This window comes from Bordetella genomosp. 13, from assembly GCF_002119665.1.
Classification (GTDB): domain Bacteria; phylum Pseudomonadota; class Gammaproteobacteria; order Burkholderiales; family Burkholderiaceae_B; genus Bordetella.
Genome location: NZ_CP021111.1, coordinates 2,269,410 through 2,293,470, shown reverse-complemented (window position 1 = coordinate 2,293,470; position 24,061 = coordinate 2,269,410). Strand labels below are relative to the sequence as shown.

The following is a 24,061-nucleotide window of genomic DNA, read 5'->3' as shown; positions in this document are numbered from 1 at the left end:
TTCCACAGATCCTGGGGATAACTTGGCCACACCACGTTACACCGAAGCGTCGATCCGTGTCCTGAAGGGATTGGAGCCCGTGCGTCAGCGCCCGGGCATGTATACGCGCACCGAAAACCCGCTGCACATCGTGCAGGAAGTCATCGACAACGCCGCCGACGAGGCGCTGGCCGGTCACGGCAAGCAGATCCAGGTGGTGCTGCACATGGACGGCAGCGTGTCGGTCGAGGACGACGGCCGCGGCATCCCTGTCGGCCTGCACCCCGAAGAAAACGCGCCAGTGGTCGAGCTGGTCTTCACGCGCCTGCACGCCGGCGGCAAGTTCGACAAGGCCGGCGGGGGCGCCTACGCGTTCTCGGGCGGCCTGCATGGCGTGGGCGTGTCGGTCACCAACGCCCTGGCCACCAAGCTCGAGGTCGTGGTCTGGCGCGACGGCGCGACCCACCGGCTGGTGTTCGCCGGCGGCGACGTCGCCGAACCGCTGGCGCCCTACGATGCGCCCGGACCGCGCAAGAAATCCGGTACGCGGGTGCGCGTCTGGCCGGATGCCAAGTACTTCGACACCGCGGCCATCCCGGTCAACGAACTTACCCACCTGCTGCGCAGCAAGGCGGTGCTGCTGTCCGGCGTGAAGGTCACCCTCATCAACGAGAAGACCGGCGACGTCAAGACGTGGCAGTACGCCGACGGCCTGCGCGGCTACCTGGCCGAGGCGCTGGGCGGCGCCGAGCTGATGGTGCCGTTCTTCGAGGGCCAGCAGTACGCGGGCGCCGATCACGAAAGCTTCGCCGAGGGCGAGGGCGCGCAGTGGGTGGTGGCCTGGTCCGAAGACGGCAACGTGATGCGCGAGTCGTACGTCAACCTGATCCCCACGCCCGCCGGCGGCACGCACGAGTCGGGCCTGCGCGAGGGCCTCTTCGGCGCCGTGAAGAGCTTCGCCGAACTGCACAGTCTGCTGCCCAAGGGCGTCAAGCTGCTGCCCGAGGACGTGTTCGCGCGCGCCAGTTTCGTCCTGTCGGCCAAGGTGCTCGATCCGCAGTTCCAGGGGCAGATCAAAGAACGCCTGAACAGCCGCGACGCGGTGCGCCTGGTGGGCGGCTTCGCCAGGGGCGCGCTCGACCTGTGGCTGCACAGCAATGTCGAGTACGGCAAGAAACTCGCCGAACTGGCAATCCGCCAGGCCCAGGCGCGGGTGCGCTCGGCCCAGAAGGTCGAGAAGCGCAAGAGCTCCGGCGTGGCGGTGCTGCCCGGCAAGCTCACCGACTGTGAAAGCAGCGACGCCACGCGCACCGAAGTGTTCCTGGTCGAGGGCGATTCGGCGGGCGGTTCGGCCAAGATGGGCCGCGACAAAGAATTCCAGGCCATCCTGCCGCTGCGCGGCAAGGTGCTCAATTCGTGGGAGGTCGAGCGCGACCGCCTGTTCGCCAACAACGAGATCCACGACATCGCCGTGGCCATCGGCGTGGACCCGCACGGCCCCGGCGACGACCCCGACCTGTCGGGTCTGCGTTACGGCCGCATCTGCATCCTGTCGGACGCGGACGTCGACGGCTCGCACATCCAGGTCCTGCTGCTGACGCTGTTCTATCGCCATTTTCCGCGCCTGGTCGAAGCCGGCCACGTCTACGTGGCGCGTCCGCCGCTGTTCCGCGTGGACGTGCCGGCGCAGGGCAAGCGTCCGGCGCGCAAGATGTATTGCCTGGACGATGGCGAACTCGAGGCCGCGCAGGACAAGCTGCGCAAAGAGGGCATCCGCGAAGGCAGCTGGAGCATCAGTCGCTTCAAGGGCCTGGGCGAAATGAACCCCGAGCAGCTTTGGGAAACCACCATGAATCCCGACACACGCCGCCTGATGCCCGTGGGCTATGGCACGCTCACGCCCGGCGACACCACGCGCATGTTCGACATGCTGATGGGCAAGGGAGAGTCGGCCCAACGGCGCGCCTGGATCGAAGAGAAGGGCAACCTGGCGGAACTGGATATATAACCCCCCCCCTACGCGCTGACGCGCGCCCCCCCAGGGGGGCGGCACTGGCGGACCGGCGGAGCCCGGTCCGCTGTGCCCTCGATCGAGTGGCGCCTGTTTCATGCGGCGCGGGTGCCGCGTAGGGGCGATGGACAAACGATATGACCGACACGAATCAACCAGACCTGTTCAACGCCGCGCCGGACGATGGCGCGGCCATCACGCTGGGCGCCTACGCCGAGCAGGCCTATCTTGACTATGCCGTTTCCGTGGTGCGCGGCCGCGCGCTGCCCGACGTGGGCGACGGCCAGAAGCCCGTGCAGCGGCGCATCCTGTATGCCATGCAGGCCATGGGGCTGGGCGGCGGGGCCAAGCCCGTCAAGTCCGCCCGGGTGGTGGGCGACGTGCTGGGCAAATACCATCCGCACGGCGACCAGGCGGCCTACGATGCCATGGTGCGCATGGCGCAGACCTTCACGCTGCGCTATCCCCTTATCGACGGGCAGGGCAACTTCGGTTCGCGCGATGGCGACAACGCCGCGGCCATGCGGTACACCGAGGCGCGCCTCACGCCCATCGCGCGCCTGCTGCTGGACGAACTGGACGAGGGCACGGTCGATTTCGTGCCCAACTACGACGGCAGCCATGAAGAGCCGCAGCAGCTGCCGGCGCGCCTGCCCATGATGCTGCTGAACGGCGCATCGGGCATCGCGGTCGGCATGGCCACCGAAGTGCCGCCGCACAACCTGCGCGAAGTGGCGCGTGCCTGCGTCGAACTGATCCGCCATCCCAACCTGGACGACGCGGCGCTGGCCCAGCTGGTGCCCGGACCCGACTTCACGGGCGGCGGCCAGATCATCACGCCGGCCGCCGACATCGCCGACATCTACGCCAGCGGGCGCGGCTCGCTGAAGGCCCGGGCGCGCTGGCAGTTCGAGGAACTGGCGCGCGGCCAGTGGCAGCTGGTGGTGCACGAGCTGCCGCCCGGCGCCTCGTGCCAGCGCGTGCTCGAGGAAATCGAAGAGATCACCAATCCCAAGGTGCGCGCGGGCAAGAAGAGCCTGACGCCCGAACAGCAGCAGGCCAAGGCGGTCATGCTGAGCCTGCTGGATGCCGTGCGCGACGAGTCAGGCAAGGACGCCGCGGTGCGCCTGGTGTTCGAGCCCAAGACCTCCAAGGTCGATCGCGACGAGTTCGTGAACACCCTGCTGGCCCAGACCAGCATGGAAAACAACGTGCCCATCAACCTGGTGTGCATCGGCCTGGACGGCCGGCCGCGCCAGAAGGGGCTGCGCGCGATCCTGCAGGAGTGGGTGCAGTTCCGTACCGACACGGTAGTGCGCCGCACGCGCCATCGCGTGGACAAGGTCAGCGACCGCATCCACGTGCTCGAAGGGCGCATGGTGGTGTACCTGAACGTGGACGAGGTCATCCAGACCATCCGCGAATCCGACGAGCCGCGCGCCGCGCTGATGCAGCGCTTCAAGCTGACCGAGCGGCAGGCCGAGGACATCCTCGAGATGCGCCTGCGCCAGCTGGCTCGCCTCGAAGGCATCAAGATCGAGCAGGAACTTGCCGACAAGCGCGCCGAGCTGCTGCGTCTGCAGGACCTGCTGGACAATCCCGCATCGCTGCGGCGCCAATTGGTGAAAGAGATCGAGGCCGACGCCAAGCAGTATGGCGACGAGCGCCGCACCCTGATCGAGCCCGCCGAACGCGCGGTGCTCGAGACGCGCGTGGTCGATGAGCCCGTCACGGTGATCGTGTCGCAGAAGGGCTGGCTGCGGGCGCGCCAGGGCCACGGCCACGATGCCTCGCAGTTCACCTTCAAGCAGGGCGACGACCTGTACGGCGCCTTCGAGTGCCGCACCACGGACACGCTGATCGCGCTGGGCGACAACGGCCGGGCCTATACGGTAGCGGTGTCCGGACTGCCTTCGGCGCGCGGCGATGGCCAACCCGTCACCACCATGATCGACCTGGGCTCGGGCAGCCGCATCGCGCACATGCTGGTGGCCGCGCCGGACAGCCGCTGGTTGCTGGCCACCCGCGGCGGCTACGGGTTCTCGGCCAAGCTGTCCGACATGGTCAGCCGCCAGCGGGCGGGCAAGCAGTTCGTGTCGCTGGAGGCGCAGGACGAGCTGCTGCGTCCCGTGCCCCTGTTCGACGGCGCGCAGCAACTGGCGCTGCTGTCGGCCAAGGGCAAGTTCCTCGTCATTGGGCTGGACGAGGTCAAGAACCAGCCGGGGGGCGGGCGCGGCACCGTGTTGATGGGCCTGGACGCCAGCGACGGCGTGCAGCAGGTCGTGCCCATCGGCGCGCGCGGACTGCGCGCCGCCGGCATCTACCGCAACAAGCAGACCGAGGACATTCTGGCGGGCGCGAGCCTGGCGCCGTACGTCGGCAAGCGCGGACGCAAGGGCCGCTTGCTGGACGTGCGGCCGAAGCAGCCGGTGCTGTCGCCGGTATTCGGCTGACACGCCGGCGGTAACCAATCGTCAGGGCGTGCCGGCGCAGCGTCGCAAGGGACGGAGCGGTTTCGACTGCCCGTCCTTTTTGTTTGCACAATCGCGGTGCGCCGCGCCCGGACAGCCCCGCGACGGGGCGCATCGGCGCGAGCCCGCGTTGCGGTCGGGCCGGCACGACGTCGCTTTCGTGGCGGCTAATCGCAACATCTTCTGCGCATTTTTGCCTAATTTATTGCATTTCTACGGAAATTAAAGCCTACGATGGGTTGACGTCGATGCCTCGTGACCATATCATTTCTGTAGAAATCAATCGAACACAACTGATTCTTGCCATGAATAATTCGGCTCCCGTTGAATCCACGCCCGTCCAGTCGCCGGTGCAGCAGTACGACCTGCGCATCCTGCGGGCGCTGCGGCGCATCACGCGTTCCATCGCGCTGCATTCGCGGCAGCTGTCGGCGGTAAGCCACATCACGGCGCCCCAACTGATGTGCCTGCGCACGGTGATCGCGGGCGGTCCCATGACCGCCACGTCCATCAGCCGCGAGATCCACGTCAGCCCCAGCACCGTAGTGGGCATCCTGGATCGGCTCGAAGACAAGGGCCTGATCCGTCGCGAGCGCGGCCGTGAAGACCGCCGCATCGTGTTCGTGTCGGCCACGGATGCGGGCCGCACGCTGGCCAGCGAGGCTCCCTCGCCGCTGCAGAAGCATCTGGCCGATGCCTTGAACGCCCTGCCCGAACTCGAGCAGGCCACCATCACCCTGGCGCTGGAGCGCATCGTGGCACTCATGGAGCAGGGAGGTCACGCCATCGAGACGCATGGCGATCCGGCTTCCCCCATCCTCGAGGTGCCGACCGGTGGAGCGCCGCCAGAATCGGGATTGGTCGTATGAAAAAAATCGATCTGTATGCAGTACCTACCGGCACGGGGGCTTCTCACCCCGGCCAGTCCGCAACGGACGCCACGCAGTACACCTTCCGCGAGCCGCGCCGCAACGACGGCGCCGCCATCCACCGCCTGATCGGCGAATGCCCCCCGCTGGACGTCAACTCGCTCTACGCATACCTGCTGCTGTGCGAGCACCATGCCGCCACGTGCATCGTTGCGGAAAGCGCGGGCGGGGACGTCGACGGCTTCATTTCCGCTTACCTCGTGCCCGCGCGCCCGGACACTTTGTTCGTCTGGCAGGTCGCCGTGCACCCGCGTGCCCGCGGCCGGCGCCTCGCGCGTCGGCTGCTGGGCGAACTGCTGCAGCGCCCGGGCCTCTCGCACGTGCGCTTCATCGAGACCACCGTCGGTCCCGACAACCGGGCCTCGCGCCGCACCTTCACTGGCCTGGCCCGCGAGGCCGGGGCCCACGTGGCCGAACAGCCTCTGTTCGACCGGCAGTCCTTCGGAGGGGCTGACCACGACGACGAAATGCTGTTGAAGATAGGTCCGTTCAGCACAAGCCCGCCTGGGCAGCGCTGACGCCTTTCCATAACTGGACGTACCTCGTCCGGCGCCCGGTCGGGCCCGCCGGCAGGGGACTCGTTCGCCTGACAACCAACGCTACAAGGAGAAAGTTGCCATGGACTTGAAGATATTTGACCGGATGGAGTCGGAAGTGCGGGGCTACATCCGGTCGTTCCCGGTGATATTTAATCAGGCCCGAGGCTCGGTGCTTATCGACGAGGAAGGCACCGAGTACATCGACTTCTTCAGTGGTGCAGGTACGCTGAACTACGGTCACAACAATCCCGTCTTCAAGGAAAAGCTGGTCGAGTATCTGCATTCCGACGGAGTCGTGCACGGCCTGGACATGGCCACCAGCGCCAAGAAGCGTTTCCTTGAAACCGTGGACCGGGTGCTGCTGAAGCCGCGCAACTGGCAATACACGCTGCAGTTCACGGGTCCCACCGGCACCAATGCCGTCGAGGCCGCGCTGAAGATCGCGCGCCAGGTCAAGGGCCGTCCGAACATCATCTCGTTCACCCACGGTTTCCATGGCGTGTCCGGAGGCTCGCTGTCGGCCACCGCCAACCAGAAGTTCCGCGATGCGGCTGGCTACGCGCTGGGCAACACCACGTTCATGCCGTACGACGGCTACTTCGGTCCCGACGTCGACACGATCGCCTACCTCGAGCGCATGCTGGACGATCCCAGCAGCGGCCTGGACAAGCCCGCTGGCGTGATCGTCGAGACGGTGCAGGGCGAGGGCGGCGTCAACGTGGCCACGCTGCGCTGGCTGAAAGAGCTGGAAAAGCTGTGCCGCCGCCACGACATGCTGCTGATCGTCGACGACATCCAGGTCGGCTGCGGGCGTACCGGCAGCTTCTTCAGCTTCGAGTCGGCCGGCATCCGCCCCGACATCATCACGCTGTCGAAGTCCCTGTCGGGTTTCGGCCTGCCCATGTCGCTGGTGTTGATGAAGCCCGAGCTGGACGTGTGGAAGCCGGGCGCGCACAGCGGCACGTTCCGCGGCAACAACCTGGCGTTCGTCACCGCCACGGCCGCGTTGGAAACCTACTGGGCCAGCGATGCCTTCTCGACCGACATCCAGCGCAAGGAGCGCCTGGTGCGCGACTGGCTGGAGAACCTGGCGCACAGCTATCCCAATGCCGGCCTGTCGGTGCGCGGCCGCGGACTGATCCAGGGCCTGGTCACCGCCTCGCAGCCGGACCTGGCCAATCGCATTGCCCGCAAGGCCTTCGAGCGCGGCGTGGTCATCGAGACGTCGGGCGCGCATGACGAAGTGCTGAAGCTGCTGCCCGCGCTGACGATCGAAGACGAACTGCTGACCCGCGGCCTGGACGTGATCGAGGCCAGTGTGGCCGACGCCCTGGCCGATTCGGCCCAACCCGCCCGCGTGCTCAACTTTGGAGGAAAACGTCGATGATCGTACGCAACGTCAAGGATGTGATCGGAACCAAGGACGAAGTCCGCACCGATACCTGGATGAGCCGCCGTGTGCTGCTCAAGAAGGATGGCATGGGTTTCTCGTTCCACGAGACCACCATCTTCCCGGGCACCCGAACCCACATCCACTACAAGAACCATCTCGAGGCCGTGTGGTGCATCGAGGGCGACGGCTCGATCGAAGTGATTGCCGATGGCAAGACGTATGACCTCGGGCCGGGCGTGGTGTATGCACTCAACGAGCACGACGAACATTGGCTGTGCGGCGGCAAGGAGCCGCTGCGCGTCATCTGCGTATTCAATCCGCCGCTGACGGGCCAGGAAGTGCATGACGCCGAGGGCGTCTACGCGCTGCCCGTCGAGGAAGCGGCCTGACGACAGGAGGACATCCATGATTTCACCTGCAAAGGATCCGTACGCCTCGCGTACGGACCGCGGCTCCGCCATCATCGCCCGCAAGGATCCCGTGGTGTATGGCGACGGCAAGTATGCCGACGCACTGACCCCCGAACAGCTCGACAGCTACGAAAGCGACGGCTTCCTGCTGCTGGAGAACCTGTTCTCCGAGCAGGAAGTGGCCGGGCTGATCGCCGAGGTCGAGCGCATGACGCGCGACCCGGCCATCGCCCGCCGCGAAGAGTCCATCACCGAGCCGGGCAGCGACGCGGTGCGCTCGATCTTCATGGTGCATGCGCTCAGCCCGATCCTGGAACGCCTGGCGCGCGAGCCGCGCCTGATCAACGTGGCGCGCCAGATCCTGGGTTCCGAGGTGTACCTGCACCAGACGCGCGCCAACATGAAGCCGGGCTTCAAGGGCAAGGAGTTCTACTGGCACTCCGACTTCGAGACCTGGCACGTCGAGGACGGCATGCCCTCGATGCGCGCGCTGAGCTGCTCGGTGCTGCTGTCGGACAACGATGCCACCAACGGTCCGCTGATGCTGGTGCCGGGCTCGCACCGCCACTTCATCTCGTGCGTGGGCGAGACGCCCAGCAACCACTACAAGCAGTCGCTGAAGAAACAGGAGTATGGCGTGCCCGACCCCGTCAGCCTGCAGCTGCTGGCCGAGCAGGGCGGCGGCATCCGCACGATGATGGCCAAGGCCGGCTCGGTGGTGTTTTTCGACTGCAACACCATGCACGGTTCGAACAGCAACATCTCGCCGTGGCCGCGTTCGAATGTCTTCATGGTCTACAACAGCATGGAGAACACGCTGAACGCGCCCAAGTACGGGCTGGAACCGCGCCCGGAGCACATCGCCACGCGCAAGGCCTTCAAGGCCCTGACGCCGCTGGACAAGCTCAAGCTCGTGTGAGCCTCGCAGGTCCGCGCCGTGTGCCGGCGCGGCGCGGGCCTGCGCGGCATCACCGACCCGCCCTCGTGGCGGGTTTTTCATGCGGCGCCTGGACGCGTTATCCTGCGGCCAACCTCGTCAACCAGGATCATTCATGACGCGATACGACGACACGCCGCAGGGCGTCCTGCAGTTCTGGCGCGACGCCGGGCCGGGCCGGTGGTTCACCAAGCATCCCGAATTCGACCAGCAGTGCAGCGAGCTCTGGGCCGGCGCCCACCTGTCCGCGGCCCGCCGCGAGCGGGACCACTGGGCCGCCGATGCGGCCGGCGTGCTGGCCCTGCTGATCCTGCTGGACCAGTATCCGCGCAATGCGTATCGCGGCACCGCGCACATGTACGCCACCGATCCGCTGGCGCGCCATTTCGCGCGCGTGGCGGTCGATGCCGGCCTGGACACGCGCATCGAGCCCGAACTGCGCGCCTTCTGCTACATGCCCTTCGAGCACTCCGAAGACCTGGATGACCAGCGCCTGGCGGTCCGCTACATGGAATCGCTGGGCCCCAGCTGGCATGAATATGCGCTGGTGCACCAGCGCATCATCGAGCGCTTCGGCCGCTTCCCGCACCGCAATGCGCAACTGGGCCGCACATCCACGTCCGAGGAACTGCAGTTCCTGGCCGACGGGGGATTCGCCGGCTAGTCGAGTCCGGGCGGCGGCAGTCCGCGTTTCTGCCCGGTCGCGAGCGTTCAGGCTATGCTGGCGGCTTTCCATCCGGCCGCCAATCATCATGTCGTCCCGACTGCTCAGCCTGCATATCTATCCCGTCAAATCCTGTGCCGGCATCGACCTGACCGAAGCCGTCCTGGACCGCGCCGGCCTGGCGCATGACCGGCGCTGGATGCTGGTCGATGACGAGGGGCGCTTCATGACCCAGCGCCAGTGGCCCGCCATGGCGTTGATCCGCACCGCGCTGGATGGCGGCGTACTGCGCCTGACCGCGCCGGGCCTGGAGCCGCTGGAAGTGCCGTTGGACGGCTCGGAACTGGCCGAGTCGGTGGAGCAAGTGGAAGTATGGCGCGATACCGTGCCTGCGCGTGCCGAGCATCCTCGCGCGTCCGAATGGCTGAGCCGCTTCCTGGGCCGGCCATGCAGGCTGGTCAAGGTGGATGAACAGGCGCGCCGCCCGGCGCGGTCGGAATGGGTACAGCGCTGGCGCGAGAAGCATCCCGACCTGGCCGAGCCCTTCGAGGGCGACCACGTGTTCGGCTTTGCCGACGGGTTTCCGCTGCTGGTGGTCAACCAGGCTTCGCTGGACGACCTGAACGCCCGGCTGGCCGCCCAAGGCCATGCGCCGGTGCCGATGAACCGCTTCCGGCCCAACATCGTCATCGAGGGCGAGTGGGGCGCCTATGAAGAAGACTATACGGCGATGGCGACGGTGGGCCCGGCGCGAATAGCGTTCGTCAAGCCCTGTACGCGCTGCTCCGTGCCCGACGTCGACCAGGATTCGGCGGTGCAGGGCGACCAGCCCGGGCGCACCCTGGCGGCGTACCGCACGCTGGAGCCCGGCGTGGTGTTCGGCGTGAACGCCATCGTCGCCGAGCAGCAGGGCGTGCGCCTGCGCGTGGGCGATCCGGTGGAGCTCGAACTGGATTTCTGACGGCCTGCCGGTTTCCGCCACGCGCCTGATGCGCGTGTGCGTCGGCGGGCTTATGCCGTCGACATTTTCAGGCCGATCAGCCCGGCCACGATCAGCCCGACGCTGACCACGCGCATCGTGCTCAGCGACTCGTTGAACAGCACGATGCCCGCGATAAAGGCGCCGATGGTGCCGATGCCCACCCATACGGCGTACGCCGTGCCCAGCGGCAGGGTCTTCATGGCGTGGGCCAGCAGCCAGAAGCTGATGAGCATGCCGGCGATGGTGAGGATCGAGGGAACCAGGCGCGTGAAGCCCTGCGTGTACTTGAGGCCCACGGCCCAGACGACTTCGAAAAGTCCGGCGAGGATGAGGATGAACCAGGTCATGGCGACAGCCCTTGCATGAATGCCGGCGCGACGCGCCGGCGGGAAGAGGGCCGTCCCCCGGATGCGGGCGCCGGCCGGCGGCCCCGATGCCGTGGGCCTTCCTGCCTGCGATCCCGGGTCGTCCCGGGATGGGCGGAATTATAGGTGGAAGGGTTTAGAATGCACGATTGCCCCGGACAATGACGGGGCCATTGCGCCGGGCCCGACGTCTCGGGCCGGCCCGTTCCGATATCGCCATGAGTTTCCAGGTAACGATCCAACCCAGCAAACATCAGTTCCAGGTAGAGTCCGGGCAGACCGTGCTCGAGGCCGCGCTGGCGGCCGGCTTCGTGCTGCCCTACAGTTGTCGCACAGGCGCGTGCTCCACCTGCAAGGGCAAGGTGATCGAAGGCCAGTACGAAGCCGGACCGTACCCCGCGCAGATCCTGGCGCCCGAGGAACTGGCGCAGGGCTACACGCTGTTCTGCCAGGCGCGCCCGCAGACCGACCTGGTCGTCGAGTCCTCCGAGGTGCGGCTGGCGTCCGACATCCAGATCCGCAAGCTGCCGTCGCGCGTGCAGGCCATCGAACGCGCCGCGCCCGACGTCGTCGTGATCCGGCTGCAGCTGCCGGCCTCCGAGCAGTTCCGCTATTACGCGGGGCAGTACGTCGAGATCCTGCTGAAGGACGGCGCGCGCCGCAGCTACTCCATGGCCGGCGCCCCGCATACCGGCAGCCCGCTCGAACTGCACATCCGCCATCTGCCCGGCGGCCTGTTCACCGACCACGTGTTCGGCGCCGGCCCCACGCAGATGAAAGAGCGCGAGATCCTGCGCCTCGAAGGGCCGTTCGGCTCGTTCTTCCTGCGCGAAGACAGCGACAAGCCCATCGTGCTGCTGGCCAGCGGCACCGGCTTCGCGCCGGTCAAGGCCATCGTCGAGCACATGATCCACAAGCAGATCCATCGCCCCACCGTGCTGTATTGGGGCGGGCGTCGGCCCCGCGACCTGTACATGGACGCGCTGGCGCAGTCCTGGACCGAGTCGCTGCCGGGCTTCCGCTATGTGCCCGTCGTGTCCGACGCCTTGCAGGAAGACGGCTGGCAGGGCCGCACGGGCTACGTGCACGAGGCGGTCATCCAGGATCTTCCCGACCTGTCCGGGTACCAGGTGTATGCCTGCGGAACGCCGCTGATGGTGGACGCGGCGCGCCGCGAGTTCAGCCTGCAGTGCGGGCTGCCCGCCGAGGAGTTCTATGCCGACGCCTTCACTTCGCAGGCCGACCTGGCGCGCGCCGCGGGCTGAGCGCCAGGCGGCGGCCGCCATTCATACGGCCTTGTTCCATCCGGTGACGAAGCGGGCGGTTTGCCAGAGTAAACTGCCGCACCAGTATCCAGCCCGGCGCGCACGGCCATCGGCCGTTTTGCAGGCGCCGCGCACGCACGGAGCACATCGCGCATGAAAGTAGCGGTTTTGGGCAGCGGCATCATCGGTGTTTCGTCCGCGTGGTGGTTGAGCCAGGCCGGCCACGAGGTCGTGGTGATCGACCGCTGCGCCGGCCCCGCCCAGGAAACCAGCCTGGGCAACGGCGCCCAGATATCGGTGTCGTACGCCGAGCCCTGGGCCAACCCGCAGGCTCCGTTGAAACTGCTGAAGTGGCTGATGCGCGACGACGCGCCGCTGCTGTTCCGCCCGCAGCTCGACTGGCGGCAATGGGTGTGGGGCATGGCCTTCCTGCGCGAATGCCTGCCGTCGCGGCTGGCGCCCAACATCCGCGCCATGGTGCGCATGGCCGAGTACAGCCGCACCACGCTGCGCGGCATGCGCGCCGATCTCGGCATCCAGTACGACCATCTCGAGCGCGGCATCCTCAACTTCTACCGCGATCCTGTCGAGTTCGAAAGCTCGCAGCGCGCGGCCGGGCTGATGCGCGACTTCGGCGTCGAGCGCCGCGTCATCGGGCCGGACGAAGTGGTGGCCATCGAGCCTGCGCTGGCGCCGCATCGCGCCACCATCGTGGGCGGCGACTACACGCCCGAGGACGAAAGCGGCGACGTGCATCTGTTCACCACCGCGCTGGCGCGCCACTGCGAAGCCGCGGGCGTCGAGTTCCGGTTCAACACCCAGGCCACGCGACTCGAGAGTACGTCGGGCCGTGTGACGGCGGTCGAATTGATCGGTCCGGACGGACGCTATGGAAGGCTGTCGGCCGATGCCTACGTGGTGGCCATGGGCAGCTACAGTCCGAACCTGGTACGCCCGCTGGGCGTGCCGTGCAACGTCTATCCCGCCAAGGGCTACTCGGCCACCTTCCCTGTGGTGGCGCCCGAGCGCGCGCCCAGCGTCAGCCTGACCGACAGCAGCCACAAGGTGGTGTTCTCGCGGCTGGGCAACCGCCTGCGCATGGCCGGCACCGCCGAGCTGGCGGGCTACGACCGCGGCCTGAACATGGCACGCTGCGAAGCGCTGCTGCGCCTGGCCAGCGAACTGTTTCCCGACGCCCTCGATTTCGAGGGCGTCACGTATTGGTCGGGCCTGCGCCCGTCCACGCCCTCGAATGTCCCGCTCATCGGCCGGACCGGCATTCCCAACCTGTACCTCAATACAGGCCATGGTACGCTGGGCTGGACCATGGGCGCGGGTTCGGGACGAGCCCTCGCCGACCTGGTCAGCGGACGCAGGCCGGAACCTGAATTTCCCTTTATCGGGTTGTGAAACGTATGAAGAAATTGCAACTTGCGGGCATTGCCCGCGCATTGGGCTCCACTCGGCGCACCTGGCTGTTCGGCCTGGCGCTGGCTGCTTCGGGCGCGGCGCACGGCGCCTCGGTCGAGATCCAGGTCTGGCACACCCTGACGGGCGCCAACAAGACCGAGTTCGAAAAGCTGGTCAAGCAGTACAACAAGGAACAGGGCGACGTCGAAGTCGCCCTGCGCGCATTTCCCACCGAACAGGCACTGAAGCAGGAAGCCGCTGCCTCGCGCAAGAGCAAGAGCGGTCCGAACCTGCTGCAGCTCAACGACAACCACTCGCCCGAGGTGGTGGCCGAGCATCGCGACATCCTGCCGATGTACGAACTGCTGGCCAAGTATCCCATCAAGGATGCCGACTGGTTCCTGCCGTCCACCACCAGCTTCACGCGCGATGCGCGCGGCCGCCTGCTGGCGTTCCCGTGGATGGCCGAAGTGCCGGTCATGTTCTACAACATCGAGCAATACCAGAAGGCGGGCCTGAACGCCGCCCAGCCGGCGCGCACCTGGGCCGATCTGCAGGGCGAACTGCTGAAGCTGCGGGACGTGGGCAACAGCAGCTGCCCGTACGGCACCAGCGAGCAGGTCACCGTGCACCTGGAGAACCTGGCGGCGGTCAACAACCAGTCGTACACCACGAACGAAAACGGCCTCGACGCCAAGAGCTCGAAGAGCCGCGCCGCGGCGGCCATGCAGTTCGACACGCTGTACATGCGCCATCTGTCGCTGATGGTCAGCTGGAAGCGTTCCGACCTGTTCACCCGCCACTCGGCCGACCGTTCCAACGATGCGCTGTTCGCCAAGGGCGAATGCGCCGTGCTCACCACCGGTTCCGGCGCGCTGGGCCAGTTCCTCGATACGCGTTCCCTGAAGTTCGGCGTGGCGCCGCTGCCGTTCTACGACCAGGCCACCAAGACGGGCGGCCGGCCGTTCGTCAGCGGTGCGGCGTTGTGGGCGGTCGAAGGCCACCCGCAGAATCAAGAGAAGGCCACCGCACAGTTCCTGGCCTGGCTTTCCAAGCCGGTGATCGCCGCGCAATGGCACCAGCGCACGGGTTATCTGCCCCTGACCGAGGCGGCGTTCCGCGCTTCCGACGTGTCGTTCTATGAGCGCATGCCGGGCGCGCAGCAGATCATCGCGTCCATGCGCAGCCAGCCAGCCGCAAGTAGCCGCGGCTTCCGCATGGCCAACTACGATCGCATCGAGCCCGTGCTGAACCGCGAACTCGACGAAGCGCTCGAAGGCCGCACTCCGCCCATGGCTGCGCTGAACAGCGCGGCCACGCAGGCTCGCGCGATCGCGCAACAGAAGTAAGCAGCCGCTCGACGTAGCGCATTTTCCGATCTGGCGCCGCGCATCGCGCGGCGCCAGCGTCGTTCGGCGATGTCGACGTGCTGCCCAGTACGCTGGCCGGGCGTTATTTCGATGCCATCCTGCACATGGTGCGCGCTTCGGCGGGCAGCTTGAACGAACTCGTCGCCTAACTGGCGTTCTGAGCCGCGCCGGCGCCACCCGCCTCGCGTCGTCTTTGTTTCGTCCGCGATGGATCAAACGATCCATGCGTAGATGTCTGTCTATCCCGTATTCCCCGCCTGGCCCAACATGCCTGCATGACGAACGGCATGGCCGGAGGGCGCATGGTGCGGTGGTTGGGATGGGCGTTGCTGCTGTCGGCCGGCGGGTGTACGGCGCTCGGCGACGGTATCTTCGGCGGTCCGGGCGCGGGCGGCCAGTACGACTTCAATTGGCAGCTGTCCGGCGATGCCGCCGTGGCGCCTCTGCAGGTGTTCGCCTCCGACGCGCAGGTCTGGATGCAGTTCGGCGCGGGCCAGGAGGTGCCGGCCATCTTCGCCGGCACGCCGCAGGGCGATCGGCTGGTGGCCTGGCGCCGGCAGGGCCCTTACGTGGTGGTCGACGGCGCCTGGCCGGCGCTGACCATGCGCGGCGGCCGTTATGTGGCGCGCGCGGCCAGGGTGGGCGCCTCGTCTTCCGCGTTCGCGCCGCAGCCGCCCGTGTCGGCAGTCGCGTCCGCCGCAGCCGCGTCCGCCGCAGCCGTTGCGCACGATGCGTCTGTTGCCTCTATTGCGTCAGTTGCGCCCGTTGCGCCCGTCGCGGCGTCGGCAGCCGCGGCGTCCGGGACCGCGCCATCCCCGGCTCCGGCGGCGGCGGCGTCCGCCGCGCGCGCCGGCGCGTCGTCCGCGGGTTTCCAGGCCGGTCCGCCCGAGATGACGCTGCGAGCCGTGCTGGTGAAGTGGGCGCAGGCCGCGGGCTGGACGTTCCAGTCGCAGCACTGGGCCGTTGAAGTCGATATCCCGCTGGCGGGCAGTGCCGAGTTCGGCAGCGACTTCAAGCAGGCGGTACGCGCGCTGCTGGCGTCCACGGAACTTACCGAGCGCCCCGTGCAGCCCTGCTTCTACACCAACCGTGTGCTGCGAGTGGTGCCCTACACGCAGGCATGCGACCGGTCGGCGGCGCCGGCGGGGGTGCAGTCATGAGGGCGCGGTTCTTGCGCCCGGCATTGGCCGTGGGAGCGCTGGTGCTGGCCGGCGGTTGCTCGGTCACCGAGCGTCTGCAGGCGTTGCGCGGCAGTGTGCGCGACCAGCAGCAGGAACTGGATGCGCAGCAGCGCAGGTTCAAGCAGCGGCTGGCCGATCCGCAGGCCCGGCGGGCCGCGCAAGAGGTCGACAAGCCCTGGCTGGCCGGTCCGGCGCAACCGCTGGCGCGAGAGGTGCTGCTGCCGCCCGCCTTGCGCGCCGACGTGGACACCACGCTGCTGTTCGCGGGCCGCCTCGACCTTCCCGCCATTGCGGAACGCCTGCAACGCGCCACCCGCATCGCGGTGCGGGTACATCCCGACGCGCTGCTGCCCCACGAACTGTTCCTGCCGCGGCTGGCCGAGCAGAGCGCGCTGGTGGTCGAGGGCGCCACCGAGGTCGAGATACAGTCAGGTCCGCGTCCATTGCCGGATACGCTCGACGCACTGGCGGCTCAGCTGTATCTGCAATGGCGCTACCACCAGGGCGCCATCGAGTTCTATCGCACGCAGACCCGCGTGTTCGACGTGCGCGCCCTGACGCTGGCCAGCCGCGTCGATGCGCGCCTGGGGCGTTCCGCCAGCGCGCAAAGCGGAGGCTTCGAAAGCGCGTCCAGCACCGTGCTCAGTTCGGGCGACCAGCAGGCGCTGCAGGCGGTGCAGAGCCGTCTCGAGCCCTTTCTTACGCGGGCCGGCGTCATCGCGCAGGCCGAAGGCGGCGGCGCATCGCTGGTGGTCACCGATACCCCCGCCGTGCTGGACCGCATCGCGGCGTTCATCGAACGCGAGAATCGCGCGCTGACGCGGCGCGTGCGGCTCGTGTTCGAAGAGATCACGGTGCAGACCCGCGACGATGCCGAGGCCGGCATAGATTGGTCGGCCGTGTATGAGAACGTGCGCCACGCCGCCTCGCTGGCCATGCCCGCCGAAGCGGACGGGGCCGTCGGTGCGGCCAGCTTCGCCATGGCAGGCGGCCCGTTCGCGGGCTCGCGCGCGGTGGTCAGCGCGTTGTCCACCATGGGCGCCGTGGTGCGCCACGCCAGCGTGCCGCTGCTCACGCTGAACCGGCGGCCCGTCACGCATGCGGTGCGTTCCACGTTCTCGTACATCGATCAGGTGCAAAGCGTGGCGGTGCCCGCGCAAGGCAGCGGGAATGCGGCCCTGCCTTCGGTATCGATCAGCCAGAAGCAGGAGACCGTGGGCACGCTGCTCACGCTGGTGCCGGATGCCCAGGACGACGGCAGCATCCTGTTGTCTGTGTCCTATGACAACACCGTGGCCCAGCCGCTGCGCTCGATCAGCTTCGGAGAGGCCGATAACCAGCTGCAGGTCCAGCAGATCGCGGTGGACGGCAGCGGCACCGTGCAGCAGGTCGAACTGCGTCCCGGCGTGCCGGTGATTCTGTCGGGCTTCGACAGGCGCGAGCACGAGTACGACCGGCGCCGGCTGTTGCCCGACGCGCCGCTGGTGGCCGGCGGGCGCGACCGCAGCGCGCGCGATCGGCTGACCACCGTGCTGCTCATCACCGCTCAAGCCGAAGACGGCATCTGAGGAGCGGCCATGCGCACGTCCGGCAATGTATACATCCTGGCGCGCGAAGATGCGCGCCAGTCGCTGGTATTCGGACTGACGTGGTTTGCCTTGGTGGGCAGCCATATCGCGCCCATGGCGCGAGCGCGCGCCCGCCAATTGAAGGCCACGCACTACGTGGCGGGCGGCGTGCGCGCGGCGGCCGGCGGCTGTGCCCGCCTGGGACGGCAGGGCCGCCGCGGCGAACTCTACGCGGCCGCGCAGGCCTACGCGCAGCTGTACCCCGACGGGGCAATGGCCTGCATTGTCCCGCTGCCCGACGAACGCTACTGGCTGGTGGCCGCTCAGGACGGCGCCGTGCTGTCGCGCGGCGACCGGCTCTTTGCCAGCGCGCAGGCTGCCGAACTGGCGCTCGGCGAATTGCGCGAACAACGGCCCGAACTTCGTGTGCAGGACGGCGCGACGGTGCTCGACCGCCTGCGGCAGGTCCGCGATCCAGCAGCGCGTCTGTTGGCGGTGGACACGCGGTGGGGCGGCTTGCCCTGGCCCGTTCGTGCATTCGCCATCGGCCTGCTCGCGGCCGTCGTGCTGCCCAGGCTGTGGCACTACGTAAGCACCCGTGCCGCCAGCCGTTCCGATGTGGTCGTCGTCGATGCCGACGCGGCATGGAAAGAGGCCATCGACGCCTGGCGGGCCAGCCTGCGTGTCCATTCGCAGGCCGAGTTGCAGCGCGTCGTGCAGTCGCTGTACGGCATGCCCCTGGCCGTGCGCGGCTGGCGCCTGCAGCGCGCGCAATGCATGCCCGACGCTGCCGTCTGGCGCTGCGTGGCCCACGTCGAGCGCGTATTGCCGCGGGCGGCTTTCGACGAGCTCGCCGGCGCGCTGCCGCCGGGCTGGCACGCGCAGTTCGAGGCGGTCGGCCTCAGCACACTGCATTGGCAGGTGGCCGGCCAGGGCGGGTCCCTGGCCAGCGGTTGGGTAATGGGCCGGGCGCCCGGGGTATTCGCCAGCGATCTGCAGCGCGTGGCGATGGCGTTCGCCGAGGTTCAGCTGAGTCCGGCCGTGCCGATGACGGCGCCCGCGCCGCGCGATGCGGCAGGAATGCCGCTGGCGCCGCCGTCCGAGCCCGGGCTGATGCCGCGCTTGCGCGCACGGCAACTCTCCATTTCCGGACCGTTGCGTTCGTTCGGCGTCCTGGCGCTGGGCGACACGGCGGCATCGTGGTCATCGCTCACCCTGCGGCTCGAACCGGGCCGCCAGGGCGGCCTGGCCGCCAGCGTGCTGGTCGCGCAACTTCAAGGAACCGTGTATGAAGAACATTGATCCGCGCGGCCCGGCCGCGAGCCGCGGGGCCCGCTGCCGCGCGGTCCGGTGTGCGGTCCTGTGTGCTGCCCTGGCTATGGTCTTGCCGCTCTGGCCATTGTCGGCGCGCGGCGCCGAGCCCGCCGCGGCCGCGCCGCAACAGGCGAGCTGGCCCGAGTCGGACACCGTGCTGGATCTGATGCGCGCCGAAGCGCGCGTCACCGCCGCCCAGCGGCTGGGCCGTGCGCAGGATTGGCTGGCGCCGCCCGCGGCGCAGCCGCAGGGCAGACCCGGCGCGCCATACGGTCCCGGCGGCGCTGCCGAACAGGACCGCGTCGATCTCGTGGCCATCTATGGCGTGGGCCTCGCGCTGCATGCCGACGTGTCGGTCAATGGCGCGGTATGGCGCTATCGGCAAGGACGGCATTGGCCCATCGGGGCGAGCGGACAGGCCGGCGAGCCGCGCTACGCGCTGGTCGCCATCGATCTGCCCTGCGTGCGCCTGCGCCGCGACGATGCCGTGCGCACGGCCTGCCTGCATACCGAGGCGCGCCATGACTGAGACGCTGCAGGTGATGGCGCCCGCGCGGGCGCGGGGCTGGCCGACGCTCGAGTCCACCGAAGACCTGGCCATGCTCGAGCCGCGCTTCCTGCGCTCGCTGGGCGACCAGTTCGATCTTGCTGCGCTGGCGGGCCGCTTGTGCCCGGTCCTGTTCGAGGACGGCCGCGCCGCGCTGTTCGCGCTGGCCGACTACGCGGCCGGCGACCAGGCCGACGAAGTCGAGCGCATGTTGCGCCGGCGGGGCTATCCCGCAGCGGACCCGGCTCGTTATGTGGTCTCGTCGGCACTGCTGCTGACCGTGGCGCGCGGGCAGTTCAGCGCCTACCGTGCCGCCGCTCGCGGCGTCGCGCCCGCGCGAGCCCAGCGATCCGCGCTGGCAGCCATGTTCGCCGAGTTCGTGCGCTGGGGCGTGCGCGCGGGAGCCAGCGACCTGCACATCAATGTGGATGAGAGCGGCGGCGAGCGCGGCGGCCAGCGCGCAAGCCGATCCCAGGTGCGCTACACGATCAACGGTGCCTATGTGGCGCCGGCGTGTTTCGAGGGCATCGCGGCCGCCACGCTGGTCGAAGTGCTGGCGGTGGCCTGGATGGACGTGCGCGGCGGCAATGGCGCCGTGTTCGATCCGCGCATCGAGCAGCAGGGCCGCATCGAGCTACAGGTCGACGGCGTTCCGTACATGCTGCGCTGGGCTTCGCTCGCCGCGGATGCGGGGCCCTCTGTGTGCCTGCGGTTGCTGCGCCTGGAAGCGCACTCGGACAGCGCCACCCTCGAGGCCCTGGGCTATCTGCCGTCGCAGGTGGGCACGCTGGAGCGCGCACGCGACCGGGAAGGCGGAGCCATCGTACTGGCCGGCATCGTGGGTTCGGGCAAGTCCACCACCATCGCCACGCTGATGCGCGGCATCGACCCGTTGCGCAAAGTGATCACGCTGGAAGACCCCGTCGAATATCTGATCGACAACGCGGTGCAGAACACCGTGGGCCGGGCGCTGGACGAGGACGAGGCCTTTCCGTTCGCCGCGAAGTTGCGCACCATCAAGCGTTCGGCCATGAACGACCTGTTGATCGGCGAGGTGCGCGACCGCGAGACCGGCCGCGCCTTCATGGACCTGGCCGGCAGCGGGGTCAATGTCTACACCACCACGCATACCGGTTCGGCACTGATGATTCCTGAACGCCTGGCCTCCGACTTCATCGGCATCTCGCGCGACTTCCTGGCCACGCCCGGCGTGCTGAAGCTGTTGGTGTATCAGACGCTTCTGCCTCGGCTGTGCCCCGCGTGCGCACTGCCTTTCGATTCGTTGTCGCGCGGCAGGGATGCCGCCGCGGCAGGGTGGTCGAACTGGGCCGCGGCCTTGCAGAGGGAATGCGGCGTCGACCCCGCGCGGCTGCGCGTCCGCAATCCGACCGGCTGCCCCGCCTGCATGCAGGCATCGCTGGCGGACACGCGCGACCGGCTCACCGGCTATCTCGGCCGCACGGTCGTGGCCGAGATGTACGCGCCCGCCCAGGACGAGGCGCTGCTCGATTGCATCCGGCGCCGCGACAATCCGGGCCTGATGCGTCATCTCGCCACCATGCCGCGCACCGCGGTCGACGACCCCTACATGGGAGGCAAGCCCGTGCATCTGTGCGCGGCGTACAAGGCCGTGCAGGGGGAACTGGATGCCCGCACGCTCGCCCGCCAGTTCGGCATGGGCGGCGACGCCGTGCCGCGGGCAGCGGCGCCGGCAGGACGGGCCGCATCATGATCCGCGCAAGCCGCCCCCAGCCCGGCCCGCGGCGTGCTCGCCAGGATGGCGCGCCGGTTGGCGCCGGCAATGCCCTTGCGGCCATGGCGCAGCGCTGGGCCGCGCAGTGCGGCGAACGTATCGACGCCTGGCGCTTTCTCGCCGCGCGGGCCGATTACTACGCGTACCTCGCCGAAGTCCTGCACGCGCTGCAGGGTCGCAAGACCTTGCTGGATCATTTCGAGGACGATGCGCAGCGCTATGGCGCGGGCACGGTGCGCGGCCGCCTGTCGCAGCGCTGGGCGCGGCGATATCAGGACAGCGGCGGCGACCTTGCCGCCGCCTGGGCCGACGCGCTGCCTGCCGACGAATGCCTGCTGGTCGCATCGGCCCAGGCCGCGGGCGGCGATGCGCTCGTCGAGGTACTGCGCGACCTGGCGCACGCCGTCAGGCTGGTGCGCGGGCTGCGAGACGAATTGCTCGCCACGCTCGTGGCCGGGTTGGCGGCCCTGGTCGTGGCCATCGCGCTGCTGTGCGCGGTGCCGTATTTCACGGTGCCGCGCCTGCAACAGGTGTTCCAGGGGCTGCCGCCCGAGTACATCGGCCCGCTGGCCCGCCGCCTGTATGCGATGGCCGCCGTCATACGGCAGGCGCTGCCGTTGTGGAGCTTCGCGCTGCCGGCCGGCGCGCTGCTGGTGCTTTGGTCGCTGCCCAACATGACGGGGCGGATGCGAACCGTGTTGGACGCTTGGGCAGTCTGGCGCCTGTATCGCAGTTTCCATGCCATCCGGTTCCTCGCCATGCTGTCGGTGCTGCTGCGCCAGCGCGGCAACATCGACACCCGGCTGCGCGCGGCGCTGGCCGCGTTCGCGTGGAACGCGCGGCCCTGGCTGGCCAGTCATGTCGGCGCCATGCTGGCGCGCATCGACGCGGGCATCGTCGGCGCCGAAAGCCTGGATACGGGACTCTTCGAGCGCGAGCTGTGGTGGTTCATGTCCGACATGGTCGGCGCGCATGGCCTGGCCGGCGGCCTGCGGCAGGCGCGTGCGCGCATCGAGTCGCACACCGTGGCGCGCGTGCGGCGCCAGGCCCAGGGCGCGCGCTGGCTGTTGCTGCTGGGCGCGGCCGGCGCTGTGGTCGGCCTGGCGCTATGGCACTACGCCGCGATCGACGAACTGCGCCGTGCGCTGACCCACTTCCATGCCAGCCGCTGAGTCCATGTCCGCCGGCTCGCGGCATCCGCCGCTCATCGGCGTTTTCATTTCCAGGAGACCTGCCTTCATGCATTGCCCATCCATCGCAGCCGTGCCGCGTCTGCAGCGCGGCCTTTCCCTGATCGAGGTTTCCATCGTCACCGCGATCATCCTGCTGGTGTCCATCCTGGGCATTCCGGCCATCGGCAACTACGTGGTCGAGAACAAGGTGCCGAACGTCGGCGAGGAGCTGCAGCGCTTCGTGGCCCGCACCAAGGCCAACGCCCAGGGCGCCGGGCCGACGCCTTACGCCGGCATCGATACGGGGGCGCTGGCCAATGCCCTGCGCGACTCCAGCGTGCTGTCCGTCAGCGGCACCGGCGCGACCTCCGTAGTCGCGCACGGGCTCGGAGGCAACGGCACCGCGGGCAATGGCGTCGTCACGCTGGCCCCGGCGGCGTTCGCGTCCGGAGGCGCCGGTTCGGGCTTCACGCTCACCCTGGTCAATGTCAGTCATGCGGCGTGTCCCGGCATCGCCTCGGTCATGCAGCGCGCCGCCGAGATCATTTCGGTGCGAGGGCAGGGCGGCGCCGTGGTGGTCAAGGACACCACGGCCACGCCGCCGCTGGCATACCTGGCCACGCGCGCCGAGGCGCAGTGCGCGCAGGGCGACAACAACAGTTTCGTGTTCACCGCGCGCTGAGGTCGACATGCGTTGCGTGCCTACGTCCATGCCTTTCATTGTCTCGCGTCCGGCCCGGGCTGCCGGCTTCGCGCTGCTCGAGCTGTCCATTGCGCTGTTGATCGGCACCGTGCTGGCGGTATGGGGTTCGGCCGCGCTGATGCGGCGCGCCGACGACGCGGCGGCGCAGGCTGTCGGCGCCTGGCTGCTCGAGATCCGGCAGGCCGCCAGCCACATGCTCGAGCGCCATTTCGACAGTCTCGCCGCCGGCACGCGCCCGCAGGATGGCCAAGGCAGGCCCCTGTATGCCGATCCCCTGGCGCCCACCCTCGCCGAGTTCAAGGCCGAAGGCCTGCTGCCCGCGGGCTTTCCCGAAACGGTCGCCGGCGCCGCACAGGCACGGGTGCGCCTGCTGCGCCCCAACGCCTGCCCGGGGCCTGCGTGCCGGATCGATGCACTGGTGTACTCGACGCAGCCGTTGCGGGCGGCGGACGGCGCGCCCGACCTGATGCGCATGGCCGTCCTGACGGCCGCGGCCGCCGGCTATGGCGGCTATGCCACCGCAGATGGGGGCGGGCGGCTGCGGGGCACGGCGTTCGACTTTCCCAATCCATACGCGCCCGGCGCCGCGGCGCTGCCGGCGGGCACGCCGGTGCTGTGGGCGGGGCTGGATGCCGCCACCGCGGACCGCTACGTCCGGCGCTTCGATACGCGCGACCCGCAACTGCAGTCCAATCTGACCACCGCGGGAAGCATCGATTCCGCCGGCAGGATCCACGCACGTGGAAGGCTGGCCACGTCGGAATACCTGGAAGTGGGTGTCGCCTGGCCCGGCGACGCCTGCAGCCAGGAGGGGCTGGTCGCGCGCTCCGGCAGGGGCGGGGTGCTGACCTGCCGAGACGGAGGATGGGCCGCCGAGGATGCCGGCTTCGGCGGCGCGTTCTCGTACAACAACCGATTTGGGTGCAGCCTGCATACGGGCGAGTCGACGGTGAACCCTCGCACCGGCGGCTGCTACTGCGGCTACGGTTACCAGGCGGTGATCGTGTCCTACGGCGGGAAATGGAACGACGACGAGGGGTGGACGACCGGCTACATCTGCGTGCGGTAGCGGGGTGGCCGGCCCCACCGGACCGCCGG

The 24,061-nt window shown here is 68.8% G+C and carries 21 protein-coding genes; 20 read left to right on the top strand and 1 reads right to left on the bottom strand.

Annotated elements, in window-relative coordinates:
• Positions 1-22: 22 nt before the first annotated feature.
• From CAL15_RS10390 to CAL15_RS10350, 9 genes are all read left to right on the top strand, one after another.
• On the top strand, positions 23-1,987 hold the full coding sequence (locus CAL15_RS10390) for a DNA topoisomerase IV subunit B (RefSeq protein ID WP_086078524.1): 1,965 nt from the start codon (positions 23-25) through the stop codon (positions 1,985-1,987).
• A 140-nt stretch (positions 1,988-2,127) separates the two neighbouring features.
• On the top strand, positions 2,128-4,443 hold the full coding sequence (parC, locus tag CAL15_RS10385; RefSeq protein WP_086078523.1) for a DNA topoisomerase IV subunit A: 2,316 nt from the start codon (positions 2,128-2,130) through the stop codon (positions 4,441-4,443).
• Between the two features lie 323 nt (positions 4,444-4,766).
• On the top strand, positions 4,767-5,330 hold the full coding sequence (locus tag CAL15_RS10380; protein WP_086078522.1) for a MarR family winged helix-turn-helix transcriptional regulator: 564 nt from the start codon (positions 4,767-4,769) through the stop codon (positions 5,328-5,330).
• A complete protein-coding gene (gene ectA / locus CAL15_RS10375; protein WP_086078521.1) occupies positions 5,327-5,908 on the top strand; it encodes a diaminobutyrate acetyltransferase in 582 nt (193 codons plus the stop codon). The genes CAL15_RS10380 and ectA overlap by 4 nt, the downstream gene beginning before the upstream one ends.
• 100 nt (positions 5,909-6,008) lie before the next feature.
• Positions 6,009-7,316 (top strand): diaminobutyrate--2-oxoglutarate transaminase, encoded by a 1,308-nt coding sequence (ectB, locus tag CAL15_RS10370; protein WP_086078520.1) that lies wholly within the window; start codon positions 6,009-6,011, stop codon positions 7,314-7,316.
• The gene (locus CAL15_RS10365) at positions 7,313-7,711 is read left to right on the top strand and encodes an ectoine synthase (protein WP_086078519.1); all 399 of its coding nucleotides are present in this window, start codon (positions 7,313-7,315) and stop codon (positions 7,709-7,711) included. Before ectB ends, CAL15_RS10365 begins: the two co-directional genes overlap by 4 nt.
• 16 nt (positions 7,712-7,727) lie before the next feature.
• Positions 7,728-8,651, top strand: coding sequence for an ectoine hydroxylase (gene thpD, locus CAL15_RS10360; protein ID WP_086078518.1), 924 nt, complete (start codon positions 7,728-7,730; stop codon positions 8,649-8,651).
• Positions 8,652-8,784: 133 nt separating this feature from the next.
• A complete protein-coding gene (locus tag CAL15_RS10355; protein WP_086078517.1) occupies positions 8,785-9,333 on the top strand; it encodes a DUF924 family protein in 549 nt (182 codons plus the stop codon).
• A gap of 88 nt (positions 9,334-9,421) precedes the next feature.
• Positions 9,422-10,294, top strand: a complete 873-nt coding sequence (locus CAL15_RS10350; RefSeq protein ID WP_086078516.1) for an MOSC domain-containing protein — start codon at positions 9,422-9,424, stop codon at positions 10,292-10,294.
• A 50-nt stretch (positions 10,295-10,344) separates the two neighbouring features.
• Here CAL15_RS10350 and sugE read toward each other — a convergent pair whose 3' ends face one another.
• Positions 10,345-10,662, bottom strand: coding sequence for a quaternary ammonium compound efflux SMR transporter SugE (gene sugE, locus CAL15_RS10345; RefSeq protein WP_086078515.1), 318 nt, complete (start codon positions 10,660-10,662; stop codon positions 10,345-10,347).
• A 236-nt stretch (positions 10,663-10,898) separates the two neighbouring features.
• Between sugE and CAL15_RS10340 the strand changes: the two genes are divergently transcribed.
• From CAL15_RS10340 to CAL15_RS10290, 11 genes are all read left to right on the top strand, one after another.
• Positions 10,899-11,945: a CDP-6-deoxy-delta-3,4-glucoseen reductase gene (locus CAL15_RS10340; RefSeq protein WP_086078514.1), complete on the top strand. Its 1,047-nt coding sequence runs from the start codon at positions 10,899-10,901 to the stop codon at positions 11,943-11,945.
• Between the two features lie 153 nt (positions 11,946-12,098).
• Positions 12,099-13,355 carry a D-amino acid dehydrogenase gene (locus tag CAL15_RS10335; RefSeq protein ID WP_086078513.1) on the top strand — a complete coding sequence of 419 codons (1,257 nt, stop codon included), beginning with the start codon at positions 12,099-12,101 and terminating at the stop codon, positions 13,353-13,355.
• Between the two features lie 5 nt (positions 13,356-13,360).
• A complete protein-coding gene (locus tag CAL15_RS10330) occupies positions 13,361-14,704 on the top strand; it encodes an extracellular solute-binding protein (protein WP_086078512.1) in 1,344 nt (447 codons plus the stop codon).
• Between the two features lie 323 nt (positions 14,705-15,027).
• Positions 15,028-15,885, top strand: coding sequence for a TcpQ domain-containing protein (locus CAL15_RS10325; RefSeq protein ID WP_086078511.1), 858 nt, complete (start codon positions 15,028-15,030; stop codon positions 15,883-15,885).
• Entirely contained in the window at positions 15,882-17,474 is a 1,593-nt protein-coding gene (locus CAL15_RS10320) for a hypothetical protein (protein WP_086078510.1), read from the top strand. The genes CAL15_RS10325 and CAL15_RS10320 overlap by 4 nt, the downstream gene beginning before the upstream one ends.
• A gap of 9 nt (positions 17,475-17,483) precedes the next feature.
• On the top strand, positions 17,484-18,776 hold the full coding sequence (locus tag CAL15_RS10315; RefSeq protein ID WP_086078509.1) for a type 4b pilus protein PilO2: 1,293 nt from the start codon (positions 17,484-17,486) through the stop codon (positions 18,774-18,776).
• 82 nt (positions 18,777-18,858) lie between these two features.
• Positions 18,859-19,317: a hypothetical protein gene (locus CAL15_RS10310; RefSeq protein ID WP_232468176.1), complete on the top strand. Its 459-nt coding sequence runs from the start codon at positions 18,859-18,861 to the stop codon at positions 19,315-19,317.
• Positions 19,310-21,067, top strand: a complete 1,758-nt coding sequence (locus tag CAL15_RS10305) for a GspE/PulE family protein (protein WP_086078508.1) — start codon at positions 19,310-19,312, stop codon at positions 21,065-21,067. Before CAL15_RS10310 ends, CAL15_RS10305 begins: the two co-directional genes overlap by 8 nt.
• A gap of 83 nt (positions 21,068-21,150) precedes the next feature.
• Positions 21,151-22,260, top strand: a complete 1,110-nt coding sequence (locus CAL15_RS10300; RefSeq protein WP_086078507.1) for a general secretion pathway protein — start codon at positions 21,151-21,153, stop codon at positions 22,258-22,260.
• 67 nt (positions 22,261-22,327) lie between these two features.
• Positions 22,328-22,942 (top strand): type 4 pilus major pilin, encoded by a 615-nt coding sequence (locus tag CAL15_RS10295; RefSeq protein WP_086078506.1) that lies wholly within the window; start codon positions 22,328-22,330, stop codon positions 22,940-22,942.
• A 28-nt stretch (positions 22,943-22,970) separates the two neighbouring features.
• Complete coding sequence (locus tag CAL15_RS10290) at positions 22,971-24,032, top strand: prepilin-type N-terminal cleavage/methylation domain-containing protein (RefSeq protein ID WP_086078505.1); 1,062 nt, start codon at positions 22,971-22,973, stop codon at positions 24,030-24,032.
• The last annotated feature ends 29 nt before the right edge of the window (positions 24,033-24,061 follow it).